At 34.8% G+C, this 21,732-nt stretch carries 23 protein-coding genes and 1 pseudogene; 3 read left to right on the forward strand and 21 right to left on the reverse strand.

The window, feature by feature from the left end:
- Positions 1–232: 232 nt before the first annotated feature.
- The 7 genes from E5Z56_RS09715 to E5Z56_RS09745 form a co-directional block, all read right to left on the reverse strand.
- Positions 233–886, reverse strand: coding sequence for a nitroreductase family protein (locus E5Z56_RS09715; protein ID WP_138157612.1), 654 nt, complete (start codon positions 884–886; stop codon positions 233–235).
- A gap of 91 nt (positions 887–977) precedes the next feature.
- Positions 978–1,412 (reverse strand): C-GCAxxG-C-C family protein, encoded by a 435-nt coding sequence (locus tag E5Z56_RS09720; RefSeq protein WP_092965555.1) that lies wholly within the window; start codon positions 1,410–1,412, stop codon positions 978–980.
- A 23-nt stretch (positions 1,413–1,435) separates the two neighbouring features.
- The gene (locus E5Z56_RS09725) at positions 1,436–1,948 is read right to left on the reverse strand and encodes a GNAT family N-acetyltransferase (RefSeq protein ID WP_138157613.1); all 513 of its coding nucleotides are present in this window, start codon (positions 1,946–1,948) and stop codon (positions 1,436–1,438) included.
- A 273-nt stretch (positions 1,949–2,221) separates the two neighbouring features.
- A complete protein-coding gene (locus tag E5Z56_RS09730) occupies positions 2,222–2,707 on the reverse strand; it encodes a hypothetical protein (protein ID WP_092965553.1) in 486 nt (161 codons plus the stop codon).
- A gap of 144 nt (positions 2,708–2,851) precedes the next feature.
- Positions 2,852–3,370, reverse strand: coding sequence for a flavodoxin domain-containing protein (locus E5Z56_RS09735; RefSeq protein ID WP_232842430.1), 519 nt, complete (start codon positions 3,368–3,370; stop codon positions 2,852–2,854).
- A 149-nt stretch (positions 3,371–3,519) separates the two neighbouring features.
- The gene (locus tag E5Z56_RS09740; RefSeq protein ID WP_138157615.1) at positions 3,520–3,834 is read right to left on the reverse strand and encodes a TfoX/Sxy family protein; all 315 of its coding nucleotides are present in this window, start codon (positions 3,832–3,834) and stop codon (positions 3,520–3,522) included.
- Positions 3,835–3,975: 141 nt separating this feature from the next.
- Complete coding sequence (locus tag E5Z56_RS09745; protein WP_232842431.1) at positions 3,976–4,650, reverse strand: CPBP family intramembrane glutamic endopeptidase; 675 nt, start codon at positions 4,648–4,650, stop codon at positions 3,976–3,978.
- A 319-nt stretch (positions 4,651–4,969) separates the two neighbouring features.
- On the opposite strand from E5Z56_RS09745, the gene E5Z56_RS09750 reads away from it, so the two are divergent.
- Positions 4,970–5,332: a TnpV protein gene (locus E5Z56_RS09750; protein ID WP_138157616.1), complete on the forward strand. Its 363-nt coding sequence runs from the start codon at positions 4,970–4,972 to the stop codon at positions 5,330–5,332.
- Between the two features lie 46 nt (positions 5,333–5,378).
- On the opposite strand, the gene E5Z56_RS09755 is transcribed toward E5Z56_RS09750, so the two are convergent.
- The 14 genes and pseudogenes from E5Z56_RS09755 to E5Z56_RS09815 all read right to left on the reverse strand — a co-directional run bounded on the left by E5Z56_RS09755 (position 5,379) and on the right by E5Z56_RS09815 (position 16,742).
- Positions 5,379–6,515, reverse strand: a complete 1,137-nt coding sequence (locus E5Z56_RS09755; RefSeq protein ID WP_138157617.1) for an FtsX-like permease family protein — start codon at positions 6,513–6,515, stop codon at positions 5,379–5,381.
- Positions 6,516–6,519: 4 nt separating this feature from the next.
- Complete coding sequence (locus tag E5Z56_RS09760) at positions 6,520–7,212, reverse strand: ABC transporter ATP-binding protein (protein ID WP_138157618.1); 693 nt, start codon at positions 7,210–7,212, stop codon at positions 6,520–6,522.
- On the reverse strand, positions 7,212–7,787 hold the full coding sequence (locus tag E5Z56_RS09765; protein WP_138157619.1) for a TetR/AcrR family transcriptional regulator: 576 nt from the start codon (positions 7,785–7,787) through the stop codon (positions 7,212–7,214). Before E5Z56_RS09765 ends, E5Z56_RS09760 begins: the two co-directional genes overlap by 1 nt.
- Before the next feature lie 649 nt (positions 7,788–8,436).
- Positions 8,437–9,468, reverse strand: coding sequence for an IS66 family transposase (gene tnpC, locus E5Z56_RS09770; RefSeq protein WP_138157620.1), 1,032 nt, complete (start codon positions 9,466–9,468; stop codon positions 8,437–8,439).
- On the reverse strand, positions 9,468–9,749 hold the full coding sequence (locus E5Z56_RS09775; RefSeq protein WP_138157621.1) for an IS66 family transposase zinc-finger binding domain-containing protein: 282 nt from the start codon (positions 9,747–9,749) through the stop codon (positions 9,468–9,470). Before E5Z56_RS09775 ends, tnpC begins: the two co-directional genes overlap by 1 nt.
- A 49-nt stretch (positions 9,750–9,798) precedes the next feature.
- Positions 9,799–10,155, reverse strand: coding sequence for an IS66 family insertion sequence element accessory protein TnpB (gene tnpB, locus E5Z56_RS09780; protein ID WP_138156313.1), 357 nt, complete (start codon positions 10,153–10,155; stop codon positions 9,799–9,801).
- Entirely contained in the window at positions 10,148–10,480 is a 333-nt protein-coding gene (tnpA, locus tag E5Z56_RS09785) for an IS66 family insertion sequence element accessory protein TnpA (RefSeq protein ID WP_138157622.1), read from the reverse strand. The genes tnpB and tnpA overlap by 8 nt, the downstream gene beginning before the upstream one ends.
- A 227-nt stretch (positions 10,481–10,707) precedes the next feature.
- The gene (locus E5Z56_RS09790; protein WP_138157623.1) at positions 10,708–11,556 is read right to left on the reverse strand and encodes an SIR2 family NAD-dependent protein deacylase; all 849 of its coding nucleotides are present in this window, start codon (positions 11,554–11,556) and stop codon (positions 10,708–10,710) included.
- A complete protein-coding gene (locus tag E5Z56_RS09795) occupies positions 11,528–12,301 on the reverse strand; it encodes a protein-ADP-ribose hydrolase (RefSeq protein WP_138157624.1) in 774 nt (257 codons plus the stop codon). Before E5Z56_RS09795 ends, E5Z56_RS09790 begins: the two co-directional genes overlap by 29 nt.
- Before the next feature lie 8 nt (positions 12,302–12,309).
- A complete protein-coding gene (locus tag E5Z56_RS09800) occupies positions 12,310–13,107 on the reverse strand; it encodes an ABC transporter ATP-binding protein (protein ID WP_138157625.1) in 798 nt (265 codons plus the stop codon).
- 10 nt (positions 13,108–13,117) lie between these two features.
- Positions 13,118–14,656, reverse strand: a complete 1,539-nt coding sequence (locus tag E5Z56_RS09805) for an ABC transporter permease/substrate-binding protein (protein ID WP_138157626.1) — start codon at positions 14,654–14,656, stop codon at positions 13,118–13,120.
- Positions 14,657–14,675: 19 nt separating this feature from the next.
- Entirely contained in the window at positions 14,676–14,975 is a 300-nt protein-coding gene (locus E5Z56_RS12080; RefSeq protein ID WP_332870306.1) for a 4Fe-4S binding protein, read from the reverse strand.
- Positions 14,902–15,279: a pyridoxamine 5'-phosphate oxidase family protein gene (locus tag E5Z56_RS12085; protein WP_332870307.1), complete on the reverse strand. Its 378-nt coding sequence runs from the start codon at positions 15,277–15,279 to the stop codon at positions 14,902–14,904. Before E5Z56_RS12085 ends, E5Z56_RS12080 begins: the two co-directional genes overlap by 74 nt.
- A 288-nt stretch (positions 15,280–15,567) precedes the next feature.
- Positions 15,568–16,742, reverse strand: a pseudogene (locus E5Z56_RS09815) (IS110 family RNA-guided transposase).
- A gap of 291 nt (positions 16,743–17,033) precedes the next feature.
- Between E5Z56_RS09815 and E5Z56_RS09820 the strand changes: the two are divergent.
- Together E5Z56_RS09820 and cas9 are read left to right on the forward strand one after the other, a co-directional pair.
- Complete coding sequence (locus tag E5Z56_RS09820; protein ID WP_138157627.1) at positions 17,034–17,360, forward strand: winged helix-turn-helix transcriptional regulator; 327 nt, start codon at positions 17,034–17,036, stop codon at positions 17,358–17,360.
- Positions 17,361–17,751: 391 nt separating this feature from the next.
- Positions 17,752–21,732, forward strand: a complete 3,981-nt coding sequence (gene cas9 / locus E5Z56_RS09825; protein ID WP_138157628.1) for a type II CRISPR RNA-guided endonuclease Cas9 — start codon at positions 17,752–17,754, stop codon at positions 21,730–21,732.

Genomic DNA, 21,732 nt, shown 5'->3' on the forward strand with positions numbered 1-21,732 from the left:
ACCGAGCGCACTCGACATCTTCTTCTGATTAGGGTTATTGCTAACCCGTAGCATTGCGATGCTCTATCCTCCGATGACAACTATTCAATTAACTAAATTGCATTATAGCATAAAAGCAAACAAATATCAAGTAGCTGTTCTTTATTTGTATTACCGTCCGGTCGCTAAATCAGAATTTGTCAGATAATAATTACAGACAGAAAAATGCTTTTGTAATGCTCACCCATAGGGATCACACCCATTCAAAACAATCCTTACCCGCTCCAAGTTCAAAGTGGTATTTCACAAGACCTGTATCCACACCGGTAAAGATGCCGTTATCGCAGGAGATAGATACCTTATTTCCTTTACCTTTGATGGTGAATGCCTGTTTTGCCAGTGCGGTAGGTGCCAAGAGTGCTGCTTCAATGCCGTTCTTAAACCACTGTGGTGCTTCTCCGTCGTATGAACTGACCTGTTCTGCTGTCTTTGTCTTATGTGGAACACCTTGTGTCTGGCCATAACCAACAGCGATGATTCCTACAGGCTTTGCACCTTCGATTTTTTTCTGTGCTCCTTTTCGATTATAGGTACCGCCGACCCACCATGTATTCAGTCCCAGCGTCTGTGCGTAAAGCATCAGATCAGCTCCACAGTATCCACACAGTTCATCTGCACCATCAGGCCCGGCCATGATAAAGAAATTGTTGACCCCCTTAGCGAGGATCAGTTTGATCACACCGGGAACAGCACTATCATCATTGGTCATCAATTTGATAGATAGTCCATACTGCTCATTATTCTCTCTTACCCGACGATTCAACTTTTCTACGATATCCTCCAGAATAGGTTCATCAGTGTACTTTCGAACCATATGACGTTCTTTCATTGCCTGCTTCATATCCATGTTATTTACCTCCTCGCACCTCGGTGCCTGTTTATAAGAGAAATGAATATTCCTACAAATCCCGATTTTTCTTTTGATTATTATATCATTTTCATTCAATGATTTCCTCAAGAACCCGAACGGCAAGCGCTACCATATCTCTGCAGGTCGTGGTGAATAATTCGTGCTTTACAGCGTATTCTACTCCCTCCTGCGTGGTAATATCACAGCCGAGTATCTCATTGCAGATATATGTTCCGTTTAGTTCCTTAAAGCGATCCAGAAAACGGTTAGTCATCTGATTGGTTTTGTTTCGACTGTCGAGATCGTCCTTATCGGCTTGACCGTACATCATTCCGAGCACCATCAACGCTCCCGAACAAGCTCCGCACACCTCGCCTTTTCTCATTCCTGCGTTAAAGCAGGCGGCGATTTTCAACGCTTGTTCTTCCGTTAATCCGAGCTCGTCGGCATATGCGGCAAGAACAGACTGTGAGCAATGAAATTTATCTTTGAAATAGGATAACGCTTTTTCTTCGTGTGTCATTTAAATCCTCTCCTTAGTATAGATTAATGCTGTAAATCAGAATTTTGAACAGGAAAAGTATACATTATTTCCCGAAGATCTTTTCCACCGATATTATCAGTCATGTATTCATTAGAACACCAAAAACCATTTTTTTCATAGAACCTTCTTGCACTCCAATTATCCTCTAAAACCCACAGCAAAAGTTTCGTAAATCCAAGCAAGTTTAATTCTTCTATACATTTTCTCAAAAGATGATTACCATAGCCTTTACCTATATAATCAGGCAGAAAATAGATTGAAACGATCTCTCCATATTCGCTGAACTTTTCCCATCTGGATTTGCAGAAACTTGCAGTTCCGATTATCATTTCATTCTCTATTAATACAAGTGTATGAAGTCCTGTTTTGGTAACGGTGTTTGCCCAGCGACCTTTGGGTATGCTGTTGAGATAATCTTGCGGAATAATGTCTCTATATGCGTATTTCCAACTGCATTCATATATATTGCTTATTTCAAGGAGATCATCCTTTTGTTGTAAATATCGTATTATCATTTTCAGCCTACTTTCAAAATTCCGATTTATCTTTCTATCATTATATCATTTCAGCCTGATTTTGTCTATCCGTCAAACAAAAAAAGACCTTGATGAAAACGAATCCATCAAGGTCAAATTCATTAAAATATGCGATTGTTTATCTTACCTATATTATATGAGAAACAGGAGAAAATCGAAGTTTGCGATTCGTTCTTGGGCATAAAAAATCAGGCAACCTCACATAAGGCTGCCTGCTATAGTATAGATTAATGCTGTAAATCAGAATTTGTGTTATCGCTTTTCCCGACTGGTAATTTCCTTTTTGTGCATCAGGTGAATACCGATGTGCCCGATTCCTAAAATGATACCGGCTGCAAAAAGAAAAGGATTTTTCCCATAAACCGCAATAAATAAGACTGATAAAACAGGCAGGGTTGCGCCTGCCACAGGGATACCTAAATAACTGCTGTAAAAATCTTTCATCGTTTTTTCACTTCTGAAGTAGCGAATCCAGTATAGTTCATAAAGAATCATGCAACCAAACGAAGCAAAAAGCCAAAGAAGCCAAATTGAGAGTCCTTGCGGGTTAAAGTCGCTGAAAATCAAAATAAGACATGAAACAGCTACTTCTCCTATTCGTTCTAAAATCAATAACACCTTGTTTTCACACTTTGCATATTCGTCATAGTCCTTAGGCTTGTTTTTTGTCCAGAAGAAATTAGGTATAAACAGCATTAAAAGAAAAATCAAACCAATATAAGAAAAGCCAAAATGCATAACCTTCACCTCAACAAATTCCGATTTATCTTTCTATCATTATATCATTTCAGCCTGATTTTGTCTATCCGTCAAACAAAAAAGACCTTGATGAAAACGAATCCATCAAGGTCAAATTCATTAAATATGCGTCAGTACAAGTTGCTAAATACATTCGAGAATTGGATCGATATATTTTTTATCAGTCCAATCACACTTGTTTTCTCCGGCATCCATTATTGCTTTCTCCCATATTTCATAATCGGCAGGATCCTTTTTGCTTACTGCTTTTCTCAGCATTTTACACAGGGTCTTGTCCTTGAACGACATTGAATCCATATCCCATGCACCACGGCAATAAAAAATCGGAATATCAGATAGTTTATCCTTCATATTATGACTTCTGATCTGCTTATGAGCATCTTCGTCATATGGGGACGCACAGCAGAAAAACACGATTATCTTCTTATTGGATAATACATCGATATTCCTTTTCAAAAAAGAAAGACCGGCTATACCCATTGCATATATTCCACCGCCTAATACGATGATGTCATATTTTTCGACTTCTTTTATATTCGCTTTTTTCGTTTCGACACATTCAAATCCCGTAGCTTCCGATATCCAATCGGCGTATTTTTTTGTAGCACCGTATTTGGATTGATAAAGAATAATACCTTTCATAATTCTGCGCTCCTATATTTTCCGATTTGTCTTTTTGAAATTATATCATTTCAGTCTGATTTTGTCTATACCCCAAATAAAACAAGCAACCTCATATAAGGCTGCCTGCTATAGTATAGATTAATGCTGTAAATCCCAGTTTGTCTTTCTTATCTGCCTTTTGCGAGTTTCTTTTCCGGAAGCTCTTTATACAAACCGTCCAGAAGTTCCAAAACAAGCGCCGTATCTTCAAATCTATCAAATACATGCATCAGCGTCTTTGAGCCTTCATACGGATAACGCAGTTCGGAATCTGCAAGCAGCCTGTCCGACGTCGGCGTTCTTTTCAAAAACAGTTCATTATCGCAAACGTCACCTATCAGCTTACCGTTGAAGTATACAAGATATCCGCCCATCATGGATTTTATGACAATATCACCGGCTGCTGAAAAAACCTCACGAATATATTCGTTAAATTCATTCACTGTGATTACCTCCACAAATTCTGATTTATCTTTCTATCATTATATCATTTCAGCCTGATTTTGTCTATCCCCAAATAAAACAGGCGACCTCACATAAGGCTGCCTGCGATTGCAATAATAGTAAATGCGATATATCAGAATTTACAGCAATAATGACACCCAGACTGTAATAAGCGCATCATAAACGCCATGTGCAATTATGAGAGAAAGTGTTGAGCATCTTTTTATTTTTAACCGAAATAGACAAAACAAAGCTCCCATAAGTACTGTCATTATCATCTGCACAGCATCTCCTCTAAGAATGTGAAAAATGCCGAACAAAACTGATGATATAACAGCAGCAAACCAATCCTTCTGGATAATCTGCTTTGCCTTAGTATATATAAGGCCTCGGAAGACAAATTCCTCAACCGCTCCGACAGCAAGTATGCAATAAACAAATTCATATATGAATTGCCACAAGTATTCATATCTTTTCCCGCTATCCACATAATTGCCAAATCCAACTAAATGGGGTATCAGCGTAAGTATCAAAGACATTGCGATACCCAGACCTACACCGATAGCAAGCTGAATACCTATTTTATCCTTCTCAAATCCGTAATCAAGTAATCTGTCCTTAGAAACAAACATTATAATTATCGGAATAATAGCTATCAACCAATATGTGACAATCGCTGATACCATTCTCGCCGCAAGCGGCAGGTTCATTAAAACATATTGATTGAATGCCGTGACACCAAACAGTCCTGCTATGGCTCCTGCAATAGCTATAATCAAACTAATCAGAGCGTTTCGCTTGTTTGCTTGTTCCATTAAAATATCTCCTAAGTGTTTAATTCTAAATTTCTCTCAATAACCTATTAGACAAATTCCGATTTGAATTTGAAATAATCTATGGATATTATAGCATATCATAGGTTGTTAGTAAAGTCCTCCAAAAGCCTGATAAACAGTGGATTTATCGCAGTTTGCTTACCTTATGCGGACATATGATTTCACATTTTATTATATCGTTCCCGACGGCTCGTAAGGGCAAAGATGAGGGAAAGAAAAACTGATAATAAGCTATAACAAAATGTGGCAATCAAGGTGCTGTGATATATGTATGAATATATTTTTGGAGGATTCTATAATGAAACACAATTTTGAAATTAGCTATACACAACAGGGCGATTATCTTCTGCCCGACCTGAGATTACCCGAACAGCCGAAGGTTGAGATTGGAATATGGGGCAAACGGCATTTACGGTACATCAAGCAGCACCACAAAATCCGCTATACCGATCTGCTGACAAGCTGTAAGCTCACCGCATATCTCGCCGACATCGATGAGCAGGCAGAGGAGATGTTCTTTCGGTTGGTAAAACAACTTGCCGAAAAGGAAGGTGCGACTGAGCAGTTCAAAGCAGAAAATCAAATGCTGTGGGTACAGCGAATGAACAATATCCGAAATCGTGCAACGGAAATCGTTAATGCAGAGTTGATTTATGTATAATAAAATCGAGCGAAGGTGAATTATTCATCTTCGCTCGATTATCTTTTTATTCGCTCATAATTTGTTTTAACGATATTTTTTTCATTGACTGACCATAAGCAAACATAACGCCTTCATATACAACGATAAAAACAGCAAGCGTTATAAAGAACATCAGAAAATCAAACTCATATTCGGGAATACCCTCGACGCCCGAAAAAACAATATCAACCATAATTCTCAATAATGCATACTGATACACAGAACCGATGATAAAGCCGATATACGCCGCCGGGCGGTAACCGTCGAGAACAGAACGCTTGCAATCAGCGCTATCATAGCCGAATACACGCATCATAGCAATATTCTTTTGGTTGGAGCGAATGACAGTGGTCACGGCAATATACAGCGTGGTAAACGCCAAAACAACGCCGATAATCAACATCATCAAGCCCATCATTTCACTTGACAAATCCTTCATACTTGCCGACATTTGTATCATAGCTGAGAAGCAGAACGAGGAAAAAGCGATGAAGAACACCAATGTTTTGCGGCTTCTTAATACAGAGCTCCTCATTTCGGCAACAAAGGTCTTTTTATCTTTTGTGTTTTTGGTTTTCCCCTTTACCTTTACAATACCCTTCAATAGATTGACGCAAGGCTGGCGAAGCTTTAACAGGCTGTTGCATACTGCAATCAAAGCAAAGACCAAAGTGGGAGCAATTACCAGCAGGACGAATAATATCCAATGATAACCAATAGAAAGCTCCGGCAAATAACCGTCTTTATTTTGTAACTCATAAAACTGCGGCATTAACGCAAATGACAGCAAATAACCGACGAAACAGCCAAGAAATACACTCAAGCCGAAAACAGAAAAACCCTTTGCAATTTTGAAATCAGAATAACCGAGAGCCTTTAATATCCCGATTTCCTTTGAATGGCTGTCTATGTAATGCTTGATATAGAAAAACAGCATCACAACGGTAGTGATCGCCAAGCAGCCGCCGCTGACGGCGCAAACGACCTTTGAAGTCATAATCTGTGCGTCGTAGAACATCTGCGCGTAGGGGTTGTCAATCAGACCTGCTATCGCAGTTAAATCCAAATAATAGTTTAAAAACATATTGCAGACGGTTACCGCACAGCAGGTCATAATGGAAATTCCGAACAACTTTACGCTGTCCTTGATACTGACAATCATACCGTCACCACCCGATCTCGTAAGCCGTCTTTTTATCCGTGTTTTCGGTAACGCTGACGATTTTGCCGCTGTTCATCTTAATGATTCTGTCGGCGGTTTCGGCTATATTGCTGTTGTGCGTTACCATAATCATCGTAAAGCCCTGTTCCTCGTGCAGCCTGATGATATAGTCGAGTACCTGTCTGCCTGTTTCTTCGTCTAATGCTCCTGTCGGCTCGTCAAGAAAAAGTACCTTCGGATTCTTTGCGAGCGCTCTTGCTATCGCTACACGCTGTTGTTCGCCGCCGCTGAGTTCTGATGGGAATTTTCTGCGCTTATCAGATAAGCCGACCGCTTCGATATATTTCAGATAATCCTTGTTATTGTCGAGGTCAGCGCCCATCCTTACATTCTTTTCTACATTTAGATGTGGGAGCAAATAGTATTGCTGAAAGATATAAGCCGTGTTCTCACGTCGGAATTTCGTCAGATCCTTTTCGCTCATATTGCCGAGTTCTTGGCTGTCATAAGCAACACAACCGCCGTCCGGAGTTTCCAAGCCCGAAATGACATTGAGAAAGGTTGATTTTCCCGAACCCGAAGCGCCGAGAATTACGATAAACTCACCATCATTAATGCGAACGGAAACACCATCCAGCGCTTTAAAGCGACTTTCGCCTTTTCCGTAATACTTTGTTAAATCATTTATCTCTATCATTATGATTTTCCTTTCAGTCTTTCTGTCAGCAATGCTTTGAAAACTTCCGTCAGCATTATGCCGATCTCATCTTCCGTAAAACGACACATAGATGTTGCGCAAAGGGTGGCAATGCCGTGAGAATATATCCACAGGTGTCTGTACAATATTACAGCGTCATCTGCCGATACAGGATATCCATCGGTAATTGATTTTAGAATATCGGTATAGTTGTCATCAATTTCGGGGAGTATTCTATTTACGCCTATATTACCGGATGTTTTTCGCATAAACAAAAGTTGAAACAGCTTCGGCTCATCTATTGCAAACTGAATATATGACTGACCAACGCCCTTAAAGGCAGGGGTTTGCTGTAATCCTTGCTCAACATATTCGGAATATATCTCACGAGCTTTTGCTTCAATCCCGTTAAGCACCTCGCCCATATTATCAAAAACGGTAAATATCGGTCTTGCCGAGCTGCCAAGATAATTGCCGATTTCTCTTGCAGTAACGGCAGAAATGTCACGCTCACGCAGAATTGCTAAGCCTGCGTCGATAATGTCTTCTTTTGTAAATTTTGCTTTAGGGGGCATAATAAGCTCCTTTCTAAAACCAGCGTTTTAAATCATTTGTTTTATTATAAAGTATAATAATCGTTTTGTCAATAGCTGGATTTGTAACGCCCAAACTCGCAATGAAATGAAAATACCCTACTTACCAAGAATTACTCCCCGGAAAGCGAATAAACAGTGATTTTTGAAGCTGAAAAGCGTTACACTATTTCGATGGCAATAAAGATACGAATAATGAAAAAATCCTATTGAAAACAAAGCTAAAATGCGATATAATAACCGTACAGAAAAGTTTATCCAACACAGCTAAATCCCTACTCTGTTATCAACGCTGATAACAAAATGATAACAAGAGGGGATATAGGCAGGAGAATATGGATATATCAAATAATCAAAAGAACCACAGATAGTACAGATAATAACACCTACACGAAATTGTTTAAGTGCTATCGAGTGGGAATGATTCCATAAAGGCTTGAAAAGCCTTAGAATTATGGGACTTTTGTGCCTAGGTCTTGCTTCTTAGCAATAAAATAATAACATTTAAGATTCTTTAAGAATTAAGAGCTATCTAAACTTTGTTAGAGAAGTTAGATAGCTCTTTTGTAACCGTCAAATCATCCTAAAAAATCCCTGCGAGTTTGTTCTCGCAGGGATTTCCACATATGTATCAAATTTTAACTTTGCACTCCTCTGGTGCATTCCAAGGCAGTAGAATATCAGCCGTTTCATTTTCCTTAATATTAGGGAACTTTTTGAAGATATAGGTCAGATATCTAAACGGATTCAGATTGTTCTCTTTGGCTGTTTCGATTATGCTGTACATAACAGCACTGCCAGTAGCTCCTGACTCAGTATTGGCAAACAGGAAATTCTTTCTGCCCATCACAAAAGGCTTAATGCTTCTTTCGGCTCGGTTATTGTCAATTTCTAATCTGCCGTCCTCTAAATATCTTCTGAGATATTTCTCGTTATTCTTAAGATAGGTAAACGCACCACCAAGTTTGCTTTTAAATGCTATGCTTTGCTTTTCAGCCCAGCACAAAAAAGCGTCAAGAATTGGCTTTGATTTTTCTTGTCGCACCTTTAGTATTTCTTCATAGCTTTTATCAGCTATTTCTTTTTCTATTGCATATAGCTGATTGCAGTAATCTAAAGCAATTCCAGCTGTTGAGTTTGCTCGTTCGTCCTTGCTTATCATTTCTAATGCTTCAGCAAATTTTCTTCTGCAATGCGCCCAGCAACCAACAACTGTGAAGTTATCTCCAAGTTTGTGATATCCCTGATAACCATCTGCGTGTATGTAGCCATTAAAACCTTCAAGAAAGTTCTCCGCATTTTCAATCTTTCTGTTTGGTTTGTAATCATACAGTACGATATTCTTTTCAGAGCATCCACTCGTTCTGTACAGCCACATATATGCTTTCTTTGGAGTAGGCTTCTCTTTGGTTTTCAGTACCTGCAGTGTTGTTTCATCTGCATGGATTACTTCCTCTTTTATGAGAAGCTCTCTTAACTTCTCATATATTGGTTCTAACCACAGCTGACTCGCTTTAAGTATCCAGTTAGACATTGTCTGTCTTGTTAATTCAACACCTTGCCTTTTCAGGTCTTGTTCTTGTCTATAGAGTGGTGAGTACATCACAAACTTCTGTGTCATAATGTGAGCCACTGCTTCTGGTGAAGCAAAGCTGCCTTTGATTACTGGCTTTTCCTGTGGTGTTTTACTATTGGGGTCTCAATACCGTTTTTCTCACAATTCTTGCAGGCGTAGGTGTAATATACATCCTCCTGAATAATCACCTCAGCAGGTTTGATTTTTAATGTTTTCTTTACTTCCTTACCAATAACCTCAAGCTGTTCATTACAGTTAGGACATACCTTTTCTTCTTCGGGAAGAGTATGCTCTACAACAACTGTCTTGATGTTTTCTGGTAATTTGTCAAGAGTAGCTTCTTTCTTTTTTTTATCCTTGATTATCATACCTATATTATACCACAAAACAAGGCAAAAGTACAGTATTTAAGCCATTTTATGAGAACTTTATTCCACTTATTTTTTGTGTTGACTTAGGCTGGATTATATTAAGTCCCTCCATTAACCAACGATATTGCTGAGGTGTTATTGTGACACATTCTTCAGATTTTCGAGGCCATTGAAACTTACCTTTTTCAAGCCTTTTATACAGAAGCAGAAATCCGTCACCTTCCCAATACAAACCTTTAATTCTATCCGTTCTTCGTCCACAGAAGAGAAACAAAGCATTTGTACAAGACTCAAGCTTAAACTGCTTTTCTATTATTGTTGCAAGTCCGTCTATTCCTCTGCGTAGATCAGTATATCCACTTGCAAGGTATATCGGGCAATTACAATTAAAATCATTAAGCATTTTCCATTGCCCTCAACACAGCTGTTATTGTAGCTTCGTCAGCACCATTATTGATTTCTACTGTGAAATCATTTCTTTTGATAGAAATCATAGGTGAGTTAGCGTTTACTTCTGGTTCTACTGACACTTCTATGAATTGAGGTCTGTTTTTTTGAGTGTAGGCTTCGTATACCTTTTTCTGTCTGCTCCAAAATGTACTTACAGGAATATTGTTATTTCTGCACCACTGCGCAACACTTAACCCACTGTTGTTGCATTTCTCTACTTGGTTTGCCCAAAGAGCCAGGTTCTGTTCTTGTCTTAATGTTCTGATACCTTTGTTCATACGAAACTCTCCAATCGTTTTTTGTTGTAGTCTATTGTAGATGTTCGTCTACAACTTATTTACTTGGATATTTTCGCATGTTTTCAAATCCGCTTCAAGACGCTGGCTTATTTGACGGTTACGCTCTTTTCGTTATACAATTAATCAGGTAGCAGAATATTCTACTACCTGTTTTATAGTGATTATTTTACTTGTCCCAATCTTGACCCAATGGAACAAGATGATTTTTATACACACCCCTCCAAAACCATTGCTATATCACTCTTAATAACAACAGATTGATTTTGAATTTCATTTGGGACATAGGACAATTCTGAATTTACAGAGCAATAGACTGCATTTTTATTTTTAGCAGTCATTTGCCAAAATGAATATTTAATAATACTTGGTGTGTTCATACCAACACCTAATTCAAGGTAAAGAATATGTGAATTTCCATTTCTTCTGATAAAGTCTTGATACCTGTTACATGCTAAGTACCAACCCTCATCTTGTACAAATAAGTCATCACATCTTAAATTCATAGTCATAGGCTTGTTGCACTTAGGACATCTAGGTATTAATTCAGTAGATATTTTCATATCCTTTTGCTGAGTAACCATCTTTCTAACAAGTTCTTCATTGTCATAAGTTTTATTGTGACAACCATTACTGCATTGGAATAATCCATAGTCACCTTGAGTGTAGAACAATCTCTTCTTGTCAAAACCTCCTCTTTGAAATTGATGGTCAACATTAGTTGTCAGCACAAAGTAATTTTTATCCTTAACAATAGAGAATAAATCCTTATAAGGCTTACCAACTTCACAATCATAACGGTTAATCAGTATGTGCCTTGACCACCAAGCCCAATATTCCTCAAGTGTATCAAAATCATAAAACCCACCGGAATACATATCAGTAATGCCGTATTTCTCTTTAAAATCAGAAAAATATTTTTCAAATCTTTCACCACTATAATCAAATCCGGCAGATGCTGAAAGACCTGCACCTGCACCAATCAAAATTGCATCAGCTGTGTTAAATTCTTCTTTTAACTTTTTTATATTATTTAAGTAACTTTCTGTAAATTTCATAGTCTTTATCCTTGAAAACATTGAATATCACCTTGATTTTACTATGTGTTTTTTCTTTGTATTCCTTAACTGTGTTAATTGCAATTTCACTTGCCTTATCATTAGGAAAGTGAAATTCACCGGTAGATATGCAACAAAATGCAATACTGTTTAGGTGATTTTTCTCTGCAATTTCTAGGGAAGAAAGGTAGCAACTTTTCAGTAAATCACAATCTTTTTCAGTCAGTTTACCTCTAACAATAGGACCAACTGTGTGAATAACATATTTACAAGGTAAGTTAAAAGCAAAAGTGATTTTAGCCATTCCTGTTTCTTCTTTGCGACCTTGTTTAACCATAATATCATTACAAGCTAACCTAAGTTGAATACCTGAAAAAGTGTGAATAGCATTGTCAATGCACTTGTGGTTAGGATAGAAACAACCTAATAAATCACAGTTACAAGCATTTACTATGGCATCACATTTTAGTGTTGTAATGTCACCTTGCCATAAATAAATGTCATTTTCAATTGGCTCTAAGTCCTTTAAATCAGTTATACCTTTTGATTTGCATTCTTCTTTTAAATATTCATCTTGAATTTGTAAAAATTCCTTGCTTATTTCATTAGGCATACGAACATTCAGTAAACCTCTCAATAATGCCTTTTGTTCAACTTTATTCTTAGGTATAACTATATCTGAATACCTAGAATTTTCCTTAATAAGTTCATTGATTAAGTATAATCTTCTTTCTTCTTGTGTCATAATTTCTCCTATTTAATCTGTGCAACATTGCTAAATTCACAGCCATTTAACTTGTCATCAGGTAGATTACAAATGTGTCTTTGCCTATATACAAGTTGCTTTACAAAATCAGTAGACGGATTTTGTAGAATTTCACTTGGTTTATCATATTGTTCAATGTTGCCATTGTTCATTACAAGAACCTTAGTTCCAAGTTTTAGTGCCTCAGAAATATCATGAGTTACAAACATAATGGTGATGTTTGTTTCCTTGTGAATTCTCTTAATTTCTTCTTGCAGTTGACTTCTTGTAATTTCATCAACTGCACCAAATGGTTCATCCATTAACAGAATTGCCGGTGATGCTGCCAATGCTCTGGCAATGCCAACTCTTTGTTGTTGACCACCTGAAAGTTCATTAGGATACCTATTCTTAATATCCTCATTAAGACCAACTATCATCATCCATTTAGATACTGCAGATTTAGTTTTTGCCTTGTCCTTTTTGTTCAGTAAATTAGGAACATATGAAATATTCTTTTCAACAGTAAGGTGAGGAAATAATACACTTCCTTGAATAGAATAACCAATATTCCTACGCAACTGAATAAGGTCTTTATTTTTGATATTTTCACCATTAACAAAAATATCACCACTTGTTACATCAATAAGTCCATTAATCATCTTTAGTGCAGTAGTTTTGCCACAACCTGAAGAACCAACTATTGTGACAAATTCACCTTTATCAACTGCAAGATTAAGGTTATCAATAACTACCTTATCATTATAACACTTTTTTACATTTTTGAATTCAATAGCATTACTCATTTTTAGCACCTCACTTTAAAAGTCCTTTGTTGCTCAAAAAGTCTTTTGCAACATCCCTAGGTTCTTTTTTATTTGTTTCAACTTCATAGTTCATTTTTGCCATATCACTGTCTGTGATTGTGTTAGTTAGTTTTTCTAATTCATCTTTAATTTCAGGATGATTTTCAATAACTTCATTTCTAACAACATTGCCACATAAATATGATGGATAAAAGTTTTTATCATCTTTAAGAACTGTTACATCAGACACAGAAAGTTGACCATCAGTAGTAAAGATAACCATAACATCAATTTTACCTTGGTTAATTGCCTGATACTTTAACCCAATGTCCATATCCATAGTTTTCTTAAAGTCAAAACCATATGTTTTACATAGTGCATCATAACCGTCTTCTCTTTCAAAGAAATCATATTCAGCACCAAAATTTAATTTGTTAGATATAGCCTTTAAGTCAGAATAAGTTTTAATATTGTATTTATTAGCAATTTCTTTTCTAACAACTAAACCATATGTGTTGTTAAAACCATACATTCCAACCCAACTCATTTTTAACTTATCATTATATTGCTTTTCCAGCGTAGGGAATAGGTCCTCTGTATATAGTCCATCTTTTTTTAGTACCATATTCCATGCAGTACCTGTATATTCAGGATAAATGTCAAATTCACCTTTTTCCATAGCAGGTTCAATGTTTGATGTTCCACCACCAACACCTTGTGTAATTTCAACATTCAAGTCAGTATCTTGTTCAATAAGAATGTCCATCATTTCACCAAGGATATATTGTTCTGTCATAGGCTTAGTTGCAATATTGATTGTTTCTTTTTTGCCACTTGGAACAATAGAAACTATTGTAATTACAGCAACAAGAATAATAGCAACAATGCCCATAATTTTGTTAGTTTTCTTAGCTTTAATACTTCTTTTAGAAATTCTCTTTTCAATAAATCCAAGGATAAAATCAAATACCAAAGCAAGTATAGCAATAAGCAAACTACCAACCATAGTCATTGCAGTGTTGTTAGTAGTGATACCTCTGTAAATAGCAACACCAAGTCCACCGGCTCCAATGAAAGAGGCAATACCGGCAAGTGCAATTGTCATAGTTACCATATTTCTAATACCTGAAAGTATAACAGGCATTGCAAGTGGCAATTTGATTTTAAATAGAATTTGCAGTTTTGTACTACCCATACCTTTTGCAGCCTCAAGAATGTTTTTATCAACATTAGTTATACCTGTGTATGTACTTCTCACCATAGGCAGTAGTGCATAAATTGTTAAAGCTATTACAGCAGTAACGTTACCAACACCTGAAAATGGAATTAAAAAACCAAGCATTGATATTGAGGGAATGGTATATAAGAAATTGATTACACCAAGAGTAGGCTTAGATGACTTCTCATATTCACTGATTAAAATACCTACTGTACCACCAAAGATTATTGCAATAAAAATTGCAAGTAGTGAAATTTCTATATGTTCTAAAAGTAAGTTAAAGAAAAAATCTTTCTTATCAATTAATAAAACCCACATTTCTTTTATCATTTTTCTTCCTCCTTATTATTTAATTACCTAATTTCCTAATTGCATTTACAGGACATTTTTCATAGCAAAGACCACAATGTAAGCAATGAGTTTGATTGATTTTAAAATCATTAATACATTTTTGAGGGCATATTTTCTCACATTTTTTGCACTTAATACATTTGTCAGTTATCTCATAACCATTTTTAATAACTTCGCTATTACCTAAAGGAAAAACCTCTCTGACAATCGGTTCTTTACCTAAATCAAAAAAATTCAACTTCACCATTATCAATACAAAAAGCTTCAAGTACATATCTGCTATCATTAGGATAAACATTATTCATTGAAGGATTTTCCTTGAATATACGGTCAATCCAAACTTTTTGTTCATCAAGTTTATGTGCTTTACCGTTAAGCCTAATCATTTGATAATCTTTGTTCATTCCGGTAATGGCAACATTACTGCCTTTCATTAACTGATGATAAAAACTTTTTCCTCTTGCAGTACAAAAATAAAGTTTCTCACTGTCAACAAGCATAATATCAATAATTCTAATTTGTGGTTTGCCACTTTCATCAACAGTAGCAAAAGCAACATCCTTAATTTCTCTTAGTATCTGTAAACATTTTTCAGCGTTCATATTTAACTCTCCTTTAAGTTTCTAGTTTCATTTTAATTGAAGTTAAACTATGTAACAAGTACGCACTTTTTTATTACATAGTTACTTAAAAGTAACCTATTGATTTGCTTTGCTTAATAGTATATAATTGAATATAGAATGAATTATAGTGTCAAATAAAGACTAACTATTAAAAGTCAAGGCTATAATGAAGATATTTTGAATTAATCAAAAAAATCCTTTAGATCGTATTGGAATCGTAAAAATAGCATGACAAAAGAGCATCATAAATGGTGCTCAAAAATAGAATTAAACTGTTGGTTGGTATGGTTGTTTAGATTTCTCCATTGCAAAAATTAAGCGAACAAGTTTCTTTGTTGCATGGGATAATGCAACATTGTAATGTTTGCCTTCTGAGCGTTTCTTACCAAGATATACACCGAAAGATTCATCCCAGTAACAAACATATTTTGTTGCATTGTACAGAGCGTATCGTAAGTACCTTGAACCACGCTTTTCCATATGAGAATGGCAGTTCTCTAATTGACCGGATTGGTAGGTAGAAGGTGACATACCTGCATATGCAAGTATTTTATCAGCTGAATCAAAGCGATTGAAATCTCCAATTTCAGCGATAATCATAGCTCCTGTATTATAACCGATACCTGGGATTGTAAGTATTGGAGAATCAATTTTATCCATAATAGATTTGATTTCTGTTTCAATTTCATTAATTTCAGTAGTTAATTCTTTGATAAGCTTAATAGTGTGTTTTAGTTCTAAGGATTTTGCGGCATATGTGAACCAATAGAATTTCTGGCAGCATTACGAATTAGATTGGCTGTATCTTTACCATATCGTCCATGTGAATTTTCAGATAGCAAATTGGTAAGTCTGGTAAGGTGTGAAGATGCAATAGCATTAGCAGATGGAAATTCAGATAATAAGGCATAAACTGAAGCCATATGAAGTGTAGGAACGAGTTTTTCTAATTCAGGAAAAAGGATACATACAAGTCTAGAAATAGAAGATTTTAATTTTGCTCTTTCTTTTACTTTATCAAAACGGTATCTAGTTAGTGACTTTAGCTCCTCATTGTGGTATGATGTATCTGAGTAGGACTTTAAGTTTACATCAGACATAATCATAGAAGCAATTGTACGGGCATCAACTTTATCTGTTTTCGTCTTTCTAAGACTTAAACTTTTTCTGTATAGATTTGTATGTAATGGATTGATAATGTAGGTCGGCAAACCTTTATCAAGAAGGAATCCCAGAAGATTGTAACTATAGTGTCCGGTGGCTTCAAGTCCTACTTTTACTTTTGTTAAATCATCTGAAATGGATTGTACTTTCTGAAATAAGGTTTCAAAGCCTTCACGATTGTTAGAGATAGTAAAAGATTTAAATAAGACTTCACCATCTGAATTGGTAATAAAACAGTCGTGTTTATCTTTAGCAACATCAATTCCAATATAAATCATAATGAAAACTCCTTGTGAGTGTATTTTTGATACTGTTTAGACCACTGGTACTCCTTGCGATTGTAACCTCGTTCTAAATAAACCGTCATGCGGTATCTAACTAATTAACAAATATACAAAGAGACTGTGGTTGTAGCCTTTCAAAAACCATCAAGTGGTAGGAGATTGTAAACAATCCACAGTATCTCTATCATTATAGCACACAGACCTTGGAGGGTCTATAAATACTACTACTTTATTATACGAGGAGAATGTAGTATAGCTTTATAAACTATTACTACTAATATAAGAATGAAAACAAAAGAAGAATTACCTGCATGTCCTGTTGCAACAACAGTTTCACTCATAGGAAGTAAATGGAAAATATTAATTATGCGTAACCTATTGGTCCGACCTTGGAGATTTAATGAATTAAAAAAAGACCTTGATGGCATAAGCCAAAAGGTCCTTACCGATAGTTTGCGTTCAATGGAAGATGACGGAATTGTTACCCGTACTGTGTATGCAGAAGTCCCACCAAGAGTAGAATATGCTCTTTCACCATTAGGTGAATCTATGCGACCAATTATGGATGCAATGGAAAAATGGGGAACAGAGTATAAGAAAAGTTTGGAATAAAAAAGACTCAAGAATTTTTAATACTTGAGTCTTTTTTATATATGAATTGTGAATATAATTCAATATATAATTAAAAAAATGCAAATACATATTGAAATGTTTATTGTACTATGATATAATATCACTAAATTGTTAAAATTATATAAAAAATAATTATATACAATATATTATCTGTGTGAAATTACAAAAGATAAGTCCCATAAATGGGACAGTAAAATAAAAAAAAGACCTGCTTTAGCAGGTCTTAAATCACACAACGTGACGGTTGCAAATTAATGCAACGAGTTGAATAAATTTTTATTTGAACTCGTAGTGTAATCTCATAAGGTTTTAAGATTGTCTTAATTATATACTTAAATTTTTTTATTGTCAATACAAAAGGAGAAATTTTATGAAAGATTATTATGTTGGTTTTGACATTGGTACTGAATCAGTAGGATGGGCAGTGTCTGATTTTTACTACAATCTATGTAAATTTCATGGTAAGTCTATGTGGGGCTATGAGCTTTTTGATGAATGTAATACTGCTGTTGATAGGAGAACCTTTAGAAATTCAAGAAAAAGAATTGATAGAAAGAAACAAAGAATTGCATGGTTACAAATGTTGTTTAATGAGGAAATTTCTAAAGTAGATATTGCTTTTTTTCAAAGACTAAAAGAAAGTAATCTTTATCTTGAAGATAAATCAACCAATGTGCCTTATGCAGTATTTGCTGATAAAGATTATACTGATGTTGATTATCATAAGAATTATCCTACAATTTATCACCTTAGAAAAGAGCTTATTGAAAGTGAGGACCCACATGATGTTAGATTGGTTTATCTTGCATTGCACCATCTAATTAAGAATAGAGGTCACTTTTTGTTTGATAATCTTAATTCTGATTATGACAGTGATTCTTCTTTTGATTTTCTTTATGACGATTTGGTTACTTATTTAAAAGAAGAAATGGGTATTATACTTGAATGTATTGATTCTTCAAAAGTTGCTGATATTCTCAAGGATAAAAGCAAGAGTAGAAGTGATAAGAGAAAAGAACTTAGTAATTATTTTCAAATTACTAAGAAGTACAACCCCCAGGAATTTGAGATTATTACTTTGCTTTGTGGATTGAAAGGAACTTTATCTACTATTTTTAGTGATAAAACTTTGGACGAGGCCGAAAAAAATAAAATTGTTTTTGATAACAGTTTTGATGAAAATGAAGACGATTACATTGCTATATTGCAAGACAGATATGAACTTATTGAAAAAGTAAAAGCAATTTATGATTGGGCTGTTTTAGCTGATATTCTAAACGGTGAATCTTATATATCTTTTGCAAAGGTTAAAACATATGAAGAACATAAGAATGATTTGAAAATGTTGAAGGATTATGTTAAAGAAAGATGTTTTGATATGTATGATGAAATTTTTAGGGTATCATCTGATATTCCAAATTACACATCATATAGTGGAAAGTATAAGGAAGACGGTAAAACAGGAGTTTTACCACGAAAGAGCAAAGCAACACAGGAAGAATTTTGTTCATACCTATTGAAGTCCTTTAAAAATTTTGACCATTCTGGTTATGAAGATATGTTTCTAAAAATTGAGAATAACACATTTATGCCTAAGATTGTGGTAAAAGATAATGGTGTTATTCCGATGCAGGTTAACGAAAAAGAAGTAAAGATGATTCTTAAAAATGCTTCTAAATACCTTCCTTTTCTAAGTGAAAAGGATTGTGACGGAGTTACAGTTATTGATAAAATTCTAATGATTTTTCAGTTTAGAATTCCTTACTATGTTGGTCCTTTAAATACTCATAGTGATAAGTCTTGGCTTATTAGAGGTAAAGAAAAAATTTATCCTTGGAATTTTGATAAGGTTGTAGATGTTGAAAAGTCAGCAGAGGCTTTTATTACAAATCTAACAAGCAAGTGTACATATCTGTTTGATAAAGATGTTATTCCTAAGAACTCAATTTTATATAGCAAGTTTATGGTTCTTAATGAACTTAATAATTTGCGTCTTGATGGTGAGAAACCTGATGTTCAGTTTAAGCAAGATATATTTAATGACCTTTTTATGCATCACAAAAAAGTGACAAGAAAGAGTCTTGTAAACTATATCAAAGCAAAGACAGGTGAAACACCTGACATTACAGGAATTGATGGTGACTTCAAAACAAGTATGCGTTCAGCTATTGAACTTTCTTCTTATGATTTATCTTTAGAAGAAAAGGAAGTAATTATTTCTTCTATTACCATTTTTGGTGACGATAAAAAGTTACTAAAAAAGAGATTGAAGAAAAACTTTGTAGATAAGTTATCAAATGATGATATTAAGAAGATAAGCAAGTTAAAATATAAAGATTGGGGAAGATTTTCTAAAGAATTATTAACTGAAATTTATGATTTTGATGAAAATACCGGTGAAGTAAAGGATAATATCATTAATTCCCTTTGGAATACGAATGATAACTTTATGGAACTTTTAGGTTCAAAATATAATTTCCAAAAGAGTATCGAAAGTGCCAACAAGGGAATTCAGCAAGGTAATTCAATTAGAAAAATGGTTGAAGCATTATATGTATCTCCAAAGATAAAAAGACCTATTTATCAGTCTTTACTTATTATGAAAGAAATTGAGAAGATTCAAAAGAGCCAGCCTAAGAAAATATTTGTGGAAATGACTCGTAGTGATGGTGTTAAAGGAGATAAAGGACGCAAACACTCTCGTAAAAAGCGTCTTGAAGAACTTTACAAAAATTGCAAAGAAGATTCCGGTGAACTTTGGGAAAGTCTAGAGAAAACACCTGACAATGAATTTCAACAGGACAAGTTGTATTTGTACTACACTCAATTTGGAAAATGTATGTACACAGGAGAAAGTATAGATATTTCAGATTTGTTTAATAAAAATATCTACGATATTGACCACATTTTTCCTAGATCAAAGGTAAAAGATGATAGCCTTGATAACCGTGTATTAGTTAAGAGAACAGTGAACTCTCATAAGGATAATGACTATCCTTTAGATAAGTCTATTAGAGATAAGATGAAATCTTTTTGGTATGTACTTTATTCTAAAGAGTTGATCAGTAAGAAAAAGTTTGAAAGACTTACAAGGTCAACAAGCTTAACAGACAGTGAGCTTTCTGACTTTATTGCTCGTCAACTTGTAGAAACTTCACAGTCAACCAAAGCTGTTGCTAATATTCTTAAGGTTTTGTACCCAAATACTGAAATTGTCTATGTTAAAGCTAGATATGTTTCTGACATTAGAAATAAGCAAGAATATAAAATGCTAAAATGTAGAACAGTCAATGATATGCACCATGCAAAGGATTCGTACCTTAATATTGTTGTTGGTAATGTGTATAACGAAAGATTTACACATAATAAGATTAACTTTATAAAGGGTTTGCAAACTAAGAAATATAGTATGAACAAAATGTTTAGCTATGATGTTAAAAATGCATGGATTGCTGAAGATAATTATTCTTTGAATATTGTAAAGAAAACAATGAATAAGAATAATCCTATCTACAGGAGATACGCTTTTGTTCAACATGGAGCACTCTTTAAAGTTTTACCTCTTAAAAAGGGTAAAGGACAAGCACCATTAAAGGGAAATTCACCACTTTCTGATATTAACAAGTACGGTGGCTATGATAAGCCAACATCTTCTTACTTCTCATATGTTGAATATGAAGGTAAGAAAGGAAAGAAAAGTCGTCAACTTGTTCCTATTGACAGCTACTTAAGAAAAGAATATGAGGATAATCCTATTCAGTATTTAACAGAAAGATTAGGTCTAGTTAATCCGAAAATTCTTATTCCGGTTGTGAAGTACAATGCTTGTATCGAGATTGATGGATTTAGAATGAATATTAGCAGTAAGTCAAATGGTGGTAAGACAATAGTATATAAATCAGCAATGCCTCTTGTTTTGGGTTACCAAGGTGAGTTGTATGTAAGAAATATTACAAAATTACTTGAAAGCCCTGAAGAACATACTATCACTGAATTTGATGGTGTTTCTATTGATGAAAACATCGCTTTATTTGATACTTTAGTGAACAAAATGTGTAATACAATTTTAAAAGTAAAATATTCAGATATGGGAAAAAAGATTAATCAAAAGAGAGATGTATTTGTTTCTCTTGATTTAAGAACACAATGTTTTGTTTTAAATGAAATTTTAAAAATATTACATTGTAATGTTTTAATGGGAGATTTATCGAAAATAGGTCTGGCTAAAAAATCTGGTGCACTTACTTCTAATTCTGTATTAACAGATATTAAGAATGTAAAATCTATTTATCTTGTTAATCAGTCAGTAACAGGATTATTTGAAAACAAAATTGACTTGTTGAATATGTAA

It is taken from the genome of Ruminococcus bovis, from assembly GCF_005601135.1.
In the GTDB taxonomy this organism is placed as follows: Bacteria; Bacillota; Clostridia; order Oscillospirales; family Acutalibacteraceae; genus Ruminococcoides; species Ruminococcoides bovis.